Raw genomic sequence first — 16,681 nt, 5'->3', positions numbered from 1 at the left:
CAATATATGTATTTTCACTAATAGGGTTAAATTCAAATATTTTTACGTTCATATAATTATTGAAATGACTTTATGTTAAAAACAATCTAAAGATATAATTTTTTTTCGATATAAAGTTAGGTATTCTTTAGCATAACTTATGTTATAACAATACAAAAAGGCAGTCCTCTTTGTTAATAGTACTGCCTTATATTCTAACCTCTGTATATTTTAGTATCCTACGGTAAATCGTAAACGAGAGTATTTATGGTTTTTCAATTCATCAACTACGGCCACAGCAAAATCCTGTACGGATATTTTAGAGTCGCCCTCATTGTCGAAAACAGGGCTTTCGGTATTCAATCGATATTTACCTGTACGTTCCCCTGGAAACATATCTAATGCAGGCGAAACCAAAGTCCAATCCAGTTCAGTCTCTTTTTTCAGCAGATTCAAATAATCTCTCGCTGCAGTAGCCCCACCTTTGATTTGTTCTGGAAAATCGGGAGAATCCACTATTTGCTTACCATCAATAAATAGACTACCTGCTCCTCCAATTACTATATAACGTTTTATTCCAGCCTTTTTAACTGCAGCTTGAATTGCTTGTGCCCCTTTCATAAAGTCATCGTAAATATTAGGATTAGACCAGCTCGCATTAAATGCACTCAAAACGATATCACTCCCCTTTATGACAGAAGAGAGAGCTTCAGAATCTGTAACATCTACAGCTATAGATCTAAGATTATCACCCTTAAGAGATATTTTTTCTACCGAACGAGCTAAGGCTGTTACTTCGAAACCTCTGACTACTAGTTCTTCTAATAAATGTGACCCAACAAAACCTGTTGCCCCAATCAATGCTACTTTCATAATATTCTTGCTTTAGTGATTAAACATACATTACTTTCATCACAGTAGTTATAGTAAAACAACCCCATAGCACGGAATGTTCGATTTTTCCTTTGATTAAAGGGAAATTCACCCTTTATCCATAATATTCTGATTATAGATAAAGATCATTTATTAAAATAAAAGAGTTTAAATAAGAACGTAAACGATTTTCTTCGTTTTGAAGTATTCTTCTTCGAAGAACATAGATAAATCATCTGCCTCAGCAGTCTTCTTGAAAGGATGTAACTCTGCATCAAGATTTCCTCCTTTGAGACAAATTATTCCATTTGGTAAAGCATTATGCTGTTCTTTAGATACATTCTTTTTTGAAATCTTTACTAAGTCCGGCAACGGCATAACAGCACGACTAACAACAAAGTCGAACTTCCCTTTTTCTTCTTCTACACGACAATGGCGGAATTCTATATTCTTCAGTCCTATAGCATTTGAAACTTCCGCAGCGACTCTTATTTTCTTTCCAATACTATCAACCAACAAGAATTGACATTTAGGAAATAAAATTGCCAGCGGAACTCCGGGAAATCCACCTCCCGTACCTACATCCAAGATCTTAGTACCATCAGTAAATTGTATCAACTTTGCTATGGCCAAAGAATGCAGCACATGATGTGTATATAAGTTTTCTATATCTTTCCGCGATATAACGTTAATTTTAGAATTCCAATCTGCATATAAATCATAGAGTGCTGCAAATTGTTTTTTTTGCTCATTTGTGATATCCGGGAAGTATTTCAGTATTATGTCCATATTATTTCCCGACGAAGTTTGAAATTGGTGAATTATCTTTCAACATATCTTTTATTTCATTGTAAGGTAGTAAAACACGTATTTCACCTAAACTCGGAGCTGAGTATTCTCCCGGATTAAAGATATAAGTAAGCCCGGTATTATCGACTGAGAAATTATCATTTGAAGTTAAATCTTCTATACCCCAATAGCCAAATTCGAGCAGATCATCAGGTTTTTGTACTTTATTCTGAGTGACTATTTTACGTATTAATATTTCATTTAGTAACTTTCTGTATTCCGGTAAGAATATTTCCTGTTCACTTACCATATTTCCTGTTTTAAGATCTATTACAACATTTCGATAAGCCGTAGAAGAATTAGCTCCTCCCTTATAATCCATTGAGGATATTCGGTAAGATGTAATTCCTCCCATATCAAATATAACCTTAGTAGTTAAGGTTTTGTAATAGGAAAAATAATCTTCTGTATCATGTGATTCTTGCCAATCAGGGAACTGCTCATTTGCATCATTCTTGTAATTTTCGATATAGTCCTCAATATATTTTGACACAGCCTCTACTGGTTTTAGAACTTCGTATTTTTCATCCTCCATCATTGCAAAATTAAGTTCCTTCTGCATATTGGCTAATACTTTTTCATCTGTGTATTTAACAGGAAAAATATAATTAATCTTTAACGAACAAGAAGGCTTTGTGGAGTCATTATCCAGATGGTATACCTTAGCCACAGATATAGAATCATAAGTTATTCCATTAGGAATATCTGTTCTTTTCTCTGTTTTACATGATGGTAAAACTGAAAATACTAATATAAACAGACAGATTGAAGATACTATAACTTTCATATGAACACTTTTTTAACATTACAAAGATACAATAAAAAGAGAACCCTCTATTTTAAATTAACATTTTTATCTTTCTAAAGTTTAATTCCAAAGAGACTATATTCTTTAGAATAAAAGACTACTACTTGTTTTACAAGCAGTAACCTTGATATAAGTACGAAGATAAAGTTGATTTTACATAATGTATAGTAGATTAGATATTATCTATTTACTCACTACATATCCTTTCTTACCTGCCAATTCTAAAATAGATTCATTGATAGCTTTACCCAAATCATCATCTCCACTATCCTTTGTTGACTGCTCGTCGATATACGCCTGACGTTTCTTTGCCAGCTCATTTATTTCTTTTTGTATTTCAGACCGCTCAGCATCCTTTTGAAATATAATCTTTTGCAATTCTTCTTTCGACTTGTTTTGTAATTCTTTAGGTAATTCCGATTTTTGTATTTCATCTAGAGCGTTCTTATCTTCTTTTACTTTGTCGACTAAATCCCAGCGACTATTATTGTACATCTTGTGAGATTTACTTACTGCTCGCTCAGCCAGATTCGATTTCGAAATAGCACCGGCATTCACATCTTGTACCCGTTGCATCTCCATGCGCTCAGAAGCAATCTGTCCATACCCTAAATAAGTTGTATTCAGGCGATCGTTACAAATGCTAATCCTATCATCGTATGGCGTATCATAGTATCTAACTTTCGCATTATGATCTATATTGAAGAACTTTCCCTTTCCTCTTATTGCTCCGTCACGCCACAGCCCGTCAATACCTTCACTCCTGTTTCCACAATGAATTGTATTTACATAAATACCTTTGGCAAGAGCCTTTTCAATCGCTGTCCGATATGATATACGCCCCTGATTAAAAGGTTCGTTGCCTGCAATATAAACCAGTTTCATATCCGATGAATTATTCCCCCAATCCAGCATTGTTGTTGCCTTATCAATTACAGCACCACAATATTCACTCCCACCATAGGTTGTCAATGAAAACAGCTTTGCTGAAATCAAGTCCAGGTCGGCTGTCATTGGTGTAATTTGTCGAATATAATCAGATGTACGTATGTCATTATTCCCATATTCATAAAGAGCAATTTCTATACGTGGTGCCTGCCCCTTGAATTTCAGTGTAGTCAATGTATTCACTATATTCCACAAACGGGACTTTGCCTGTTCTATCAAACCATCCATACTACTCGATGTATCAAGCAATATAGCAACCTGAATTTTAGTATCTTTATTCATTTCATTATTAACAACATCTACTCCTGAAACAGGCGATGGCAAAGTCGCTCGTTCCGAATTTCTAGATGTTACCTTTGTGCAACCTGACATTGAGTCCATAAGGATAAATAACGCTGAGCATAATAATGTAAGTTTTTTCATTTCGGTTTGTTTTAATTGGTTTCTTGCTCAAATGTATATTGATAAATATTATAATATCTGTCAAAATGGGTAAACTAAGCTTTTGAGTTGGTGAAACATAAGGTATAAATGTTTAAAAAGTATTTACTTTACGATATCAAATAAACACAACAATTATGTATACAAAATATATACTCACATTACTCTTTATACTAGTGCCTTTGACGGGTTGGGGGCAAAGCCCAACTAAACTCCAGAAAGACGCCTCTAAAAGCAGAATTACTCTGGATGAAGTATCCAGAACGATAGAAGAAGGCAGATCGGATAGAGAGTTAGCTGAGAGCTATATCAAATTGGCCAGAGAATTCTCATTTAAAGAAGAATATGCGAAAGCTGAAGATTACTTGAAAAGGGCTAAGAATCTATATGAAAAGCTTGGAGATAAAGAGAAGTTAGCTGCGACAGAAAGGGAACTCGCTCAAGCACAAGAAGCTCAAAACAAATTGAGTGACGCCTTTTATTATTTCGGCAGAGCTCAGGCAAATACGACAGACAAGAAGATGCAACAAGTAAATGCACTTGATGCCAAACGTATTTCAAGTTCAAACAATCCGGCTTCACAAAAGGGTTACTTACTGCAAAACATTCAATTGTTGGAAGAGACTAATAATAAAGAAGACAAGGCTCTTGCCCTTAGACAAATGGCTCAAGTAAATATGGAGATGAACAATACTCCTGAAGCCATAAAGAATCTCGAAACAGCACTCGTCACAGTTCAAGATCAGCCGGAAGTATCACTAAAAATAAGGCAAGAGATTGCTAATACCTATGCAGCTGACAACCAAATAGGAAAAGCAATAGAAATAAACAGAAGCCTTGTAGCCGAGGCTAAAGAAACTAATAATCCGAAAGTAGAAATACAGCAACTCCAAAATTTATCGTCAAACCTCTTTAATGCGAACAAAACTACTGAAGGCCTATCTACACTTCAAGAGGCATATAATCTAGCAATAGACAACAGGCAGACATTAGAGGCCAAAAGCAGTATTGAACAAATTGTCGAACAATATCAGAAAATGAGACAACCTCAGAAGGCTCTTGCTGCTTATGCTGATTTCATGAAGAAGCTTGAAATGCTTGTAAAAAACGACAGCACACTCATAGACGAAAGGTTCTTTCAGGTTCAGGAAGAAAAGATATTGCAATTAGAAAAAGAACGCGCACTCAAAGATGAGCTGATAACCAGGAAGAATACATTCAACTATGTACTCATTGCAGCTATTATATTAATCCTTATATCCTTGTTTTTCATAGCTAAAGCACTATATTCGATAAAGAAGAAAAACAAGAAGATAGCTTTACAGTCGCTACGCAGAGAAATGAACCCTCACTTTATATTCAATAGCCTGAATAGTGTAAATCAGTTTATAGCCCAAAACAATGAGCTGGAAGCAAATAAATATCTGTCTTCGTATTCGAAACTGATGCGCAACATTATGGAAAACTCTAATAAAGACTTCATTTCACTGTCTACAGAGATAGATCAGATGAGAGAATATCTAGACCTGGAATATATGCGTTTTCACGATAAATTCAGTTATAGAATAGATATCGACGACTCACTGGATACCGATTCTATCTTCATACCGAATATGCTTATCCAACCTCAACTGGAAAATGCCATCTGGCACGGGCTTCGCTATAAAGAGGATGGAAAAGGTTTGCTCACATTGACTGTAAATCTGAAAGATGATAAACTTTCTGTCATTATAGAAGATAATGGTATCGGTTTAATTAAAAGCAGGGAATTGAAAACCAAACACCAAAAAGAGCATCATTCACGCGGACTGACAAATACTCAGGAACGTATCAACTTACTAAACAGCCTCTACAACACAAATATTACTATCAACATAATGGAGAAAGAAAACAACGAAAACGGAGTTATAGTTGTACTTCAATTTCCTCTAATGACTAAAAACATATGAACACTCTACATAAAATAACAAGTGTAATTGTTGAGGACGAACCCGCTGCACGGGAAGCCTTAAAAAACTATCTTGTCAAATACTGCCCTCAAATAGAGGTAATAGGCGAGGCACATAATTGCAAAGAATCCATACCTCTGCTACACGAACTAGAACCTCAACTAGTCTTCCTCGATGTGGAAATGCCCTTCGGAAACGCATTCGACGTACTGGAAGGCTGCAAGGATCTCTATTTTGAAACAATCTTTGTTACCGCTTTTTCGGAATACTCTCTTCGGGCTTTGAATCAAAGTGCAGCTTATTATCTATTGAAACCAGTCAGTATAGAGGAACTTATATTAGCGGTGAACAAGGTACAACAGCATATCATCAACAAACAAATATTCAATCGCAACAAGATACTGGTGGAAAATTTCAAAGAGCCCAAACCCGAAAAACAGCAGGTAATACTTCCTACATTAGAAGGTTTCGAGGTTGTGAAAATGGAAGAAATAGTCCGTCTGCAAGGCAATGGTAACTTTACCGATATATATCTTCGCGATAAGAGTAAAAAGATGGTATGCCGCTTTCTGAAGCACTTTAGCGAGATACTCCCCTACCCGTTTATACGTATCCACAAATCGCATATTGTGAATTTCAACTTCGTGAAATCGTATCATAAAAACTCGGGAGGATATGTTACATTGGAAGATGGTACAGAAATAGAAATATCATCCAGCTATAAAGAAGAATTTCTAAAATTTTTCAAAGCTTAATATTCCCAACCAACATAATTTTAACTAAAAGGTGACAAACTTGTACAGATTTCGGTTAATATTTCACTTGTAACTTTTCTGACTCTAAACTCCATTTTCTTTGTATAGATAACTTATTCCAAAAAAAATAGTGAATGGGTATTACCATCCACTATTTTTTATAAAAGTTGAATAATCAACTTATTCCTATCTTAACTTAAAGCCTACTTTCGTTTTCACATCGGTAGACGAAGCTCCTATCAATGCTTCAAAATCACCTGATTCTGCCACCCAGTCATGTTTAGCAGCATCAAAAAAGCTTAAAGCGCTTTTATCTATGGTAAAAGTAACAACCTTTTCTTCTCCGGGTTTCAAAACTATTTTCTGAAAATCTTTAAGTTCTTTCACAGGGCGAGGTAAAGAAGATTTCAGGTCACTAATATATAGCTGAACAATCTCTGCCCCCTCTCTATTTCCTGTATTCTTTACTGAAACGGAGAATGTCATTTTTCCATCAGCATCCATTTCTTTCTTATCGGCAGATACTTTTCCATAAGCAAAAGTTGTATAACTTAACCCATGTCCGAAAGGGAACAATGGTTTAATTTTTTCTTTGTCAATCCAACGATAACCGACGAAAATACTCTCATTATAAGTAACCTCTCCATTTCCGGGATACTCTCCCAGTTTATGAGCACCATTATCGTCTAATTTCACGGGGAACGTAAATGGTAATTTTCCTGATGGGTTAGCATCTCCAACCAATATAGAAGCCAAAGATGCTCCTGATTCAGAACCATTATACCACGATTGTACTATAGCAGGGACTGTATTTGCCCAAGGCATTGCAACTGCATTTCCTGAAATATTAACAACCACCAGGTTCTTATTCGCTTTACTAAGCTCTGTAATAACCTTATCCTGATTGTATGGTAATTCAAGATGTTTTCGATCATTTCCTTCACTATCCTGAAAATCACTTTTGTTCAGACCTCCGATAAATATAACAACATCGGCGTCTTTAGCCATATTTACAGCCTCACTTATTAGTTCGGACTCTGAGCGGTTTTCTGTTAAATCCTGACCGGATGTTACTCCGTTATAGTTACCACTGGCATCTCCTACATATCCTCTCGCATATACGACCTGGGTCTGTGTTCCAACTCTGCCTTTAATACCATCCAAAGGTGATATTTCGTATCTGGCTTTTAATGAAGAACTTCCGCCTCCAACAGTCATAGACTTAATTGCATTTTCGCCAACAACTACAATCTTCTTAGCCTTATTCAGATCGATTGGCAAAACATTGTTCTTATTTTGTAACAACACGATTCCCTCTTCGGCAATCTTACGCCCTGCTGCAGCATGTTCCACAGTACCGAATGAACCCCACGGGCGTTTACTGTCCATTGTTGTGCGGAATGCAAGACGAAGAATATTACGTACTTTCTTATCCACTTCTTCAACTTTCACCTCTCCCGATTGCAACAATTTCAAGAATGGTTTTGCCAGATAATAATTATCGTATGCATTACTCGCTCCCTCGCTTAATCCGTCTGTCCACGAGCCAAACTCCATATCCAATCCGTTGTAAATAGCCTGTTTAGTGCTGTTGACACCACCCCAGTCAGAAACTACAACCCCATCGAATCCCCATTCTCCACGAAGGATATCGTTCAGCAAGTATTGGTTATGGCAAGCCCATTGTCCTTTATATTTATTATATGCCCCCATTATAGCCCAAGCTTTACCTTCTTGTACAGCAGCTTTAAAGGCTGGAAGATAAATCTCGTAAAGCGCGCGATCGTCTACATTTACATTAACTGTATGGCGGTCTATCTCCTGATTATTCAAGGCAAAATGTTTAACACAAGCTGCTACACCATTTGACTGAACGCCTTGTATATATGGAACAACCATCCGGGAGGCCAGATAAGGGTCTTCTCCCATATATTCAAAATTACGCCCATTGAGAGGCGTGCGGTATATATTGACACCCGGCCCCAATAGTATATTTTTATTGCGATAACGAGCCTCTTCTCCTATACTTTTCCCATAAAGCAAAGCCATATCTTTGTTCCATGTTGCAGCCAGGCATGTAAGAGCCGGAAATGCGATACACGAATCATTGGTCCATCCGGCCTGATCCCATTCATCCCAAAGCACCTCCGGACGTATTCCATGGGGACCATCTGTAGCCCAGTTTTCAGGAATCCCTAAGCGAGGAACACCTGCCGAACTAAACTTAGATTGTGCATGGCACATCGCCACTTTTTCTTCTAGTGTCATTCTTGACAAAGCATCTTCTACACGTTGCTCGATGGGTTTGCTTTCATCCAGATAAACAGGCTTTTGCTGTGCAAAAATAGAAGAACAAGCCAATGTACCTAACAAAATAACGTTTTTAATTTTTCTCATCAGTTTTAAATATATTAATAGTTGTCTGTTTTTTCAGGATTCATAGCTACAAAAGTACAGGTAATATGAGAATCATACTACCTGTACAGATAACCAATCTTCTTACTTTTTAACTACCGTCAATACCGCTTTATTATTGCCTTCCGACAAATCTACAGTAAATACATAGATCGCTCCCTTAACTAATGTTACATCTTTTGCCAATCCTAAATTACCAGCATCTCTTCCATTTTTGCCATCTCCTACAAATATCAGATCGCTTGTCGTACTAATTGCATCGTTCTTAAATTCTCCACCCCAACCTTTTTGATGGAAGAATTTGAAGTTTATATCATCCTCTTTTATTGTACTTCCTGCAACAAAAGAAATTTGATATTTTTTATTTCCTATAGGTATCAGACACAAAGCTTTATTCGTATCCCAACCCACTTCATTTCCACTAACAGAAGGCTTGCCTACACCGTTACCGATTATCCAGATTGCACCTGAGCCATCAGCTTGCAGGCTTGCTAGATTACCATCTTTTAGGACTTCTACGGTTAGATATTCTTTTTCGAAATTAGCTGTAATACGATAGCTTCCATCCATAGGAACAAATACTAATTTGCCATCAGCATTTTTGGTGAAGAAATCAGGATCAATCCACCAATCGGAGAAATTCTCTATACCTCCGATTTCCAGTTCTTGCCCTTTTGTCAGGTTTAAATCCAACTTATAATTATTATCATCAACACGCTGCATTGCAACTCCATCTATTGCATAAGCGATTATGAATGGTGACGCTTCATAACTGAACGTATTAAAGCTGATTGTATATTCTCCCGGAAAATTCGAAAAGGGGATATTTGTCACCGAACCTTCTGTAACAACTTTATCTTCCCATCCGAAAGTTATTTCATTACCATTTTCACCCATAACAGGTGCTTTGATATAACCTGCAACCTTCATAGGTAATACCTCTGTGAACTCATAATTGTATAAGCTTTTTCGAGACATACGATATTCTTTATCTGCTGCAACGAGAGTCAAATAAGGGAAATCGGGACGGGTTAAAGCCAAATCGTATTCTTTTTCTGTAATTGTAAAATGTATATTCTGCAAGATCAACTTAAGAGTAGCTGTTCCATTAGGAATATTTGCATAATACGGTACATATATCTTACCTGCGTATTCGGAATTAGTTTTTGTACGAATAACTGCTTCGGATACCATTTCTTCTCCGTAAAACAACTGAGCTTTCAACGTCGACAGAGGTACATCGGTATCGGATACTCCAACTGAAAAAGGAAGACTGTCGCCAAATAATGCACTAGCAAATGTTGTTTTTATATCCATTACAGGATTGCCGGGAACATTATCATCATCACTACACGAGTTCAGGAATACGAAACCCGCTAAAATGAACATCAAATATATAATTTTCTTCATAGTAAATTTCTTTTAAATAATTCTACAGCTTATTTATTCCAACGATAAGAAACGACCGACTTTGAAGGTACATCGTATGTAAAGTTTTGAATACCATCGTTCAATGTTATCTTCTTATCTTCGCTCGTATTATTCAATAATACAAAAGCATAGGTTTTGTCAGTATTCTCAAATGCACTGTAAGTAACGCCATTTGCAGTATAGCCTTTTGTTCCGATACGTACCGCACCAGGCTTCACAACAGATGACAGGTGGCCAATAATATAATAGTGCGAATTACGAGTAATAGTCTTATAATTAGATCTATCTATATCGACCGCACCATAGCATGTCTGACAACCGCCATCACGATTAGGACCTCGCTCTGTATCAAGCATCAGATTCCATACGATTACAGCTTTACACCAGTTGTTGATTGTACCCAAAGCTACATCTTCCATGTCTTCCATTAATCTTTTTTCAAGATTACGTCCATCATTCCATGTTCCGATAGAAGTTTCAGTAAAAATCAATTCTTTTGTCGGAGCCTGACTGTATATATCCAACAACTCTTGTCTGTTTCCACCATAGTTGTGATATGCAGCACCTGTAAAATACTGGCTTGCTGTAGGATCAGCATATATATTGATAGGATAATCGTTTTGGTCAGGCATATTATCATAGTTGTAGTTATGATCGAATGCATAAATCTTAGTACTCAAACCAGCCGATTTCAATTTAGGGCCTAAGGCATCTCTTACAAAGGCTTGTTGCTCGCTCCACCCCATAAAGAGAGATGCTGAATTACCTCTATTCAATGGTTCATTTTGAGGAGTGATAGCATCAATATTAATCCCTGCTGCCTGCATGGCTTGTATCCATTTTACAAAATATGTAGCATAATCCTGATAATAGGATGGGTTAAGCTGTCCGCTTGTCCAAGAATTAAAAGGTTTTAATTCGGTAAGATTATTGACTTTCATCCAACGAGGGCATGTCCAAGGTGAACCTAAGATCTTTATATTCGGATTTATAGCCAAGATTTCTTTTAATACTGGAATTACATAGTCTATTTCTTCCGATTGCAGTGCAAAGTTTTCTATTCCGGGAGTATCGCAACATGTATATTCGCTCAATGAGAAATCTGAACAGCCTATCGCGATACGAATATAGCTTTGCCCCATACCCTCTGTTTCTGAGAAAGTTTCCTTCAGGAATTTAGTGCGATCATCTTTTGTCATTCTTAACAGATTGAAGCAAGAAGAACCTGTTACTGCCGCTCCAAAACCATCCATTGTTTGATATCGGGTTGTAGGATCGAGCGTAATAGTAGAAGGAGACATACTCGGTTTACTATTGAAAGTCACACTCTTTTCAGCGAAATCTAAGGAACGTGTATTAGTTGTAACGTAGATTTTCACATCGCCAACAGTAGGCGTAGGCTTTTCAGGTTCGACTTTTCCCCCTGTATCATCATCGCTACCACTACATGCAGAAAGCATTGTTGTACAAAAGAATAAAGCACTGAGTAAGATATATTTTATATTCATGATTTTATATTTTCCGTTAATAATCTGTGTTTTAATAGCCCGGATTTTGAACAAGATTAGGATTTTGGTCAATTGCGGCCTGAGGTATAGGAAGTCTGTAAGATGTCTTATCGAAAGGATAAACCTGGGCTTTACGTCCCGAATCTTTTGCATAGACAGCGTTCATTACTTTCTCTACCTTATCTAATCGAACCAAGTCGAACCAACGTTGACCTTCGAATGCCAGTTCCAGACGGCGTTCTTTTAATAAAGCTTCTTCCATAGACTCTTTATTACCTTTAACTGTAGAGCTAAGTTTAGTAAGGCCTGCACGTTGACGCACTTGATCTATTATATTAGCAGCTCCTGCTAAATCCGGACTGCTTTTCATTATTAATGCTTCCGCCTTAAGTAAAAGAATATCTGCATATCTGTATTTAATAATACTGCTATAAGCCGAGCGACATTTATACATAAACGGATAGTTTTCTTTCGGATAATAATTACTCCAATCGCATTTGTAATATACAATAGATTCCTTATATCTGATTTCATCTCCTTCACTAGTATATGCTTTGATAAGGTCGCGTGATGGCGTTACCCATTTAGCCCATGTGAAGTTACTGTTCCAATTAACAAGGTCTCGACCAAACATCCACGTACACCAATTACCTGAACCTACAAAAAACTGAGCTTCCAAAATGGACTCTTTCGTATTTCGTGTTTTTACATTAGTATTGTCTGCGTTCATTCCAAACAAATCACTGAAATCGGCCACCAAGTCAAAACCATCCGCAGCAAGTTCGTCACAATACTTAATTACTTTAGTATAATCTCTCAATGGTTTCTCTGCATATACCTTTGCGAGGATAGTTCGGGCAACTGATTTTGTAAATAATGTTTTATCAGCGGCATTATTATTTGGCGCATACTCCAATGCTTCCAACAAATCTTTCTCTATCTGAGTATATACTTCAATCTCTGAATTCTGATTTGGAAAATAGTCCGGATAAACTTCCTCTATTGTTTCTGCGGTAATATCTCCTGCTACAGTAGTAATAACAGGAACATCTCCCCATAAGCGAACCATATCAAAATATATCATGGCTCTGAATATTTTTGCTTCCGCCTTATATTGTTCACGCTCTGCAACAGTAAGGCTATTATCTTTTACATCATCAATATTACAAATCAATATATTCGCCCGAGCAACATCTGCCAAATATCTATCCCAATCGCGAGCGACCACCGAGTTAGAGCCTTCAATAGAGTTTGTTTCATATGGTACAACCTCTGCTCCTGTAGTACCAGCATATGCATTATCGGAATGAGAGTCTGCTATCAAAAGCAAGTCCAGATACCAATGTTCCTGACGATCTCTCATCTGATTATAAAGAGTTTTCAAATGACTCTGAACGGCTGCTTTATCTTTAAATACTACCTTCTCTCCGGTTTCGGTTTGCCCTTCTGTAATTTCCGAATATGTGTCGAGAGGATCATAGCCTAAACTGCAAGATGTAACTGTAAAAGCAAAGCTGCACAACAATCCTCCTAATATATATTTAAGTTTCATATAGTTATTTTTTTTAGAATTCAACATTAAGACCAAATACATAAGATTTGCTATGAGGATATGTACCCCAATCGACTCCTTGTACAGCCCCACTATTACCCCATTGGTTTACTTCAGGATCCATTCCTGTGTAACTGGTCCATGTAACAAGATTAGTTGCTGTGAAATACGGTTGCAGACGAGATACTCCTAACTTTTTCAACAAGCTTCCTTTAAAATTGTAAGAAAGAGAAATATCTTTTATTCTCAGATAACTACCGTCTTCTACAAAGTAGCTGGAATTTTCTATATTAAAGTTAGCTCTGGGAACATCTGTTATTTGCCCTGGAATTCTCCAACGATTCAACACACGAGTCGATTGATTTTTTCCATCATACATACCTTCAGTATCTATTCTTGAAGCATTGTACACATCATTTCCATAAGAACCTTGTATAAAGATGCTTAGATTGAAATTTTTCCAAGAAAAAGTATTTGTTAGACCGTATGTGAAATCAGGATTTGGATCTCCAATAAAAGTACGATCACCTGCATCTTTTTTCCCATTACCATTTACATCTCTATAAATAAGGTCTCCGGTTTCAGGGTCTACACCATCACTAATATAACCATAGAAACCGCCTAAAGAACGTCCCGGCTGATTACGTACAATTGCCGTTTTCAACACATCGCTAGGCCATGCGTCATTGTATATTTTCTGTAATGCTAATTTTTCAAGTTTATTCCTGTTAAAAGAAATATTAAAATCGGTAGTCCAAGAGAATTCTCCTTCAAAATTTCGGGAATTGACAGAAAACTCAAAACCTTTATTTGTCATTTCTCCCTCATTTCTTTGAATACTGTTTGCGGCGGCGGCCCCTGTTGGTAAAGTTACCCACATCAACATGTCTTTGGTCCTTTTATAATAGTAGTCCATATTGATAGTCAATCGGTTATTAAGAGCCGTAAGATCAACTCCAATATTCGTTTGTGTTGTAGTCTCCCATTTTAAATCTCGTGTAGGAAGGTTAGCTTGGCTAATAGTAGGAAGAGCATTTTCCTGAACATCTCCATTACCATCTTCCTTAAACCATTCTATTCTACGAATATTGTAACGTTGCAGATAAGCATAATCTCCGATTCCTGACTGGTTTCCTGTTTGTCCCCAACCTCCACGAATCTTTAAATCGTCGAGCCAATCCAATCCTTGCATAAACTCTTCTGATGATATACGCCATGCGGCAGAAAATGAAGGGAAAGTACCCCAACGATGATCGGGATGAAGTTTAGACGAACCATCGGCACGTACATTTGCAGTAAATAAATATTTGCTATCATAATTGTAGGCTGCACGTCCTATATAAGACATAATACCCCACTGAGAAGCTCCAGAGCCTGTACCATCCCATGATATTTTGTTTGCCGCATTTAAAGTTTTGATCTGATCGCTACGATAGTGTGACCCGTTTATCCAACTATTTGTATAATCCGAATCGGTCCATGACGAACCTCCCATTAATTCCAATCCATGCTTATTAAATGTTTTATTATAAGTCAATATATTATCGAAAGTAAGCACTGTATTCATATTACGATTATCCCATGCGTTACCCCAATCATCTCTGTCATCAGCATGGACAGGAGGAGTAAAACCTGTTTGTAAGCTATTTCTTCTATCCAAAGTGAAAGAAGACTTCAATGTTAGTTCAGGTATAAAAGTTAATAAGATATTACCAGATGCTATCAATCGGTTTTCTTTAGTCTTATTATTTTTACTGTTTTGAAGGCTCTCTATCGGATTCGAAATATTCATTCCATAAAAGCTTCTATTATAAAGGCCAGCTTCTTCGTCTTTATAAATCCCAATACTGGTTGGCAAATTTATTACCGAAAGAACAACTCCTCCTCTATTAGAGCCTTGCCCTGTAGTAATACCATTATTTGTATTATCGGTATATGAAACATTAGCACTTATGTTTAACCATTTACGAACCTGATTATCAATATTTGCTCTAAAGCTGTAACGCTTAAAGAATGCAGCATCTAATACTCCTTTTTCATCTAAATATCCAGCTGACAAGAAGTATTTTAGTTTGTCAGTACCATCCGAAACAGACACTTGATAACTCTGAGTTACACCCGTAGAATAAACTTCATCGAACCAATCGGTAACATCCGTTGTCCCTTCCGGTACTTTAGCTCCACCTATTTCATCCTGTAGTTCTTTGTATTGAGCAGCATTCAATGATTTGATAGAGTTAGAAACCTTATTCAACCCTAGTTGCGTATTAAAACTTACTTTTGCATTTCCACTTTGTCCGGCCTTGGTACTAATAATGATTACACCATTTGCAGCACGTGAACCATAGATGGCCGCAGATGACGCATCTTTTAATATTTGCATACTGGCAATATCATTTGGTGCCAAAAAGTTGATATTATCCACAGGAACACCATCTACTACATAGAGCGGATCGTTACTCCCATTGAAAGAAGTAGTACCGCGAACACGTATAGATAACTCTCCTCCCGGTGTACCATTAGGTTGAATAACAGAAACTCCGGCAGCCTTTCCTTGTATAGCTTGCCCGGCCGAAATAATAGGACGCTGATCCATATCTTTTGTAGATACAGTAGATATAGCTGTAGTCACATCTTTACGTTTTACTGTTCCGTAACCAATAACAACAACCTCATCCAATAATTCTGTATTTTCCTCCAAAGTCACTTTTATATTCTTTGAGGCTTTGATTTCCTGTGGTTTAAAACCCACATAGGTTATAAGCAAAGTGACTCCTTCATCGACATTTAATGTAAATTGTCCGTCAATATCAGTTATAGTTCCATTTGTTGTTCCCTTTTCTGAAACACTTGCTCCAATAATAGGTTCGTTATTAGAGTCTACAACTTGCCCTGTAACGGGAATTTTTTGTGCGAATGCACCTAGAGACAGAAACATTGCAAATAACGCAATGAGAATCCTATGTCCCCCTTGAAGAACTTTCGATTTGTTCTTTTTCATACGTATTATATTTATAGTTAATAAATAATTATACCGGTGGTATGCCAGTATTGAAATAGTTTATGACTAATTCAAAATTAGTGACTATAAATACCTGAATTTTTTCAAGGGGTAAAAAGGTGGATTGAAAAATAAGACAACAATATTAACAAACTATATAACAATATATTAC

The 16,681-nt window shown here is 36.8% G+C and carries 11 protein-coding genes; 2 read left to right on the top strand and 9 right to left on the bottom strand.

The features are described 5' to 3' along the window. Positions 1-210 precede the first annotated feature (210 nt). From JGH11_RS14445 to JGH11_RS14430, 4 genes are all read right to left on the bottom strand, one after another. Positions 211-852, bottom strand: coding sequence for an NAD(P)-dependent oxidoreductase (locus tag JGH11_RS14445; RefSeq protein WP_201112983.1), 642 nt, complete (start codon positions 850-852; stop codon positions 211-213). A gap of 168 nt (positions 853-1,020) precedes the next feature. Beyond that, complete coding sequence (gene rsmG / locus JGH11_RS14440; protein ID WP_201112981.1) at positions 1,021-1,641, bottom strand: 16S rRNA (guanine(527)-N(7))-methyltransferase RsmG; 621 nt, start codon at positions 1,639-1,641, stop codon at positions 1,021-1,023. Position 1,642: 1 nt separating this feature from the next. After that, a complete protein-coding gene (locus JGH11_RS14435) occupies positions 1,643-2,488 on the bottom strand; it encodes an RsiV family protein (protein WP_201112979.1) in 846 nt (281 codons plus the stop codon). A gap of 204 nt (positions 2,489-2,692) precedes the next feature. Next, positions 2,693-3,880 carry a VWA domain-containing protein gene (locus JGH11_RS14430; RefSeq protein WP_201112977.1) on the bottom strand — a complete coding sequence of 396 codons (1,188 nt, stop codon included), beginning with the start codon at positions 3,878-3,880 and terminating at the stop codon, positions 2,693-2,695. Between the two features lie 155 nt (positions 3,881-4,035). Here JGH11_RS14430 and JGH11_RS14425 point away from each other — a divergent pair, with 155 nt between their 5' ends. Both JGH11_RS14425 and JGH11_RS14420 read left to right on the top strand, forming a co-directional pair. Beyond that, complete coding sequence (locus tag JGH11_RS14425) at positions 4,036-5,847, top strand: histidine kinase (protein ID WP_201112975.1); 1,812 nt, start codon at positions 4,036-4,038, stop codon at positions 5,845-5,847. Beyond that, positions 5,844-6,602 carry a LytTR family DNA-binding domain-containing protein gene (locus JGH11_RS14420; RefSeq protein ID WP_201112973.1) on the top strand — a complete coding sequence of 253 codons (759 nt, stop codon included), beginning with the start codon at positions 5,844-5,846 and terminating at the stop codon, positions 6,600-6,602. The genes JGH11_RS14425 and JGH11_RS14420 overlap by 4 nt, the downstream gene beginning before the upstream one ends. Before the next feature lie 186 nt (positions 6,603-6,788). On the opposite strand, the gene JGH11_RS14415 is transcribed toward JGH11_RS14420, so the two are convergent. The 5 genes from JGH11_RS14415 to JGH11_RS14395 form a co-directional block, all read right to left on the bottom strand. Next, positions 6,789-8,999 (bottom strand): glycoside hydrolase family 3 C-terminal domain-containing protein, encoded by a 2,211-nt coding sequence (locus JGH11_RS14415; protein ID WP_201112971.1) that lies wholly within the window; start codon positions 8,997-8,999, stop codon positions 6,789-6,791. 102 nt (positions 9,000-9,101) lie between these two features. Further along, the gene (locus JGH11_RS14410) at positions 9,102-10,427 is read right to left on the bottom strand and encodes a DUF5125 domain-containing protein (RefSeq protein WP_201112969.1); all 1,326 of its coding nucleotides are present in this window, start codon (positions 10,425-10,427) and stop codon (positions 9,102-9,104) included. A gap of 29 nt (positions 10,428-10,456) precedes the next feature. After that, complete coding sequence (locus JGH11_RS14405) at positions 10,457-11,956, bottom strand: glycoside hydrolase family 30 beta sandwich domain-containing protein (RefSeq protein WP_201112967.1); 1,500 nt, start codon at positions 11,954-11,956, stop codon at positions 10,457-10,459. Positions 11,957-11,987: 31 nt separating this feature from the next. Beyond that, positions 11,988-13,508 (bottom strand): RagB/SusD family nutrient uptake outer membrane protein, encoded by a 1,521-nt coding sequence (locus tag JGH11_RS14400; protein WP_201112965.1) that lies wholly within the window; start codon positions 13,506-13,508, stop codon positions 11,988-11,990. Positions 13,509-13,521: 13 nt separating this feature from the next. Further along, on the bottom strand, positions 13,522-16,509 hold the full coding sequence (locus tag JGH11_RS14395; protein ID WP_201112962.1) for a TonB-dependent receptor: 2,988 nt from the start codon (positions 16,507-16,509) through the stop codon (positions 13,522-13,524). Between the last annotated feature and the right edge of the window lie 172 nt (positions 16,510-16,681).

This window comes from Dysgonomonas sp. Marseille-P4677, from assembly GCF_016652235.1.
In the GTDB taxonomy this organism is placed as follows: Bacteria; Bacteroidota; Bacteroidia; order Bacteroidales; family Dysgonomonadaceae; genus Dysgonomonas.
The sequence above is the reverse complement of the archived record's forward strand: the minus strand, read 5'-3'. Positions and strand labels throughout refer to the sequence as shown.

What these genes read in the sequence shown, in the direction of transcription:
- JGH11_RS14445 (WP_201112983.1), bottom strand. Translation starts at nt 852, where the DNA reads ATGAAAGTAGCATTGATTGGGGCAACAGGTTTTGTTGGGTCACATTTA.
- rsmG (WP_201112981.1), bottom strand. Translation starts at nt 1,641, where the DNA reads ATGGACATAATACTGAAATACTTCCCGGATATCACAAATGAGCAAAAA.
- JGH11_RS14435 (WP_201112979.1), bottom strand. Translation starts at nt 2,488, where the DNA reads ATGAAAGTTATAGTATCTTCAATCTGTCTGTTTATATTAGTATTTTCA.
- JGH11_RS14430 (WP_201112977.1), bottom strand. Translation starts at nt 3,880, where the DNA reads ATGAAAAAACTTACATTATTATGCTCAGCGTTATTTATCCTTATGGAC.
- JGH11_RS14425 (WP_201112975.1), top strand. Translation starts at nt 4,036, where the DNA reads ATGTATACAAAATATATACTCACATTACTCTTTATACTAGTGCCTTTG.
- JGH11_RS14420 (WP_201112973.1), top strand. Translation starts at nt 5,844, where the DNA reads ATGAACACTCTACATAAAATAACAAGTGTAATTGTTGAGGACGAACCC.
- JGH11_RS14415 (WP_201112971.1), bottom strand. Translation starts at nt 8,999, where the DNA reads ATGAGAAAAATTAAAAACGTTATTTTGTTAGGTACATTGGCTTGTTCT.
- JGH11_RS14410 (WP_201112969.1), bottom strand. Translation starts at nt 10,427, where the DNA reads ATGAAGAAAATTATATATTTGATGTTCATTTTAGCGGGTTTCGTATTC.
- JGH11_RS14405 (WP_201112967.1), bottom strand. Translation starts at nt 11,956, where the DNA reads ATGAATATAAAATATATCTTACTCAGTGCTTTATTCTTTTGTACAACA.
- JGH11_RS14400 (WP_201112965.1), bottom strand. Translation starts at nt 13,508, where the DNA reads ATGAAACTTAAATATATATTAGGAGGATTGTTGTGCAGCTTTGCTTTT.
- JGH11_RS14395 (WP_201112962.1), bottom strand. Translation starts at nt 16,509, where the DNA reads ATGAAAAAGAACAAATCGAAAGTTCTTCAAGGGGGACATAGGATTCTC.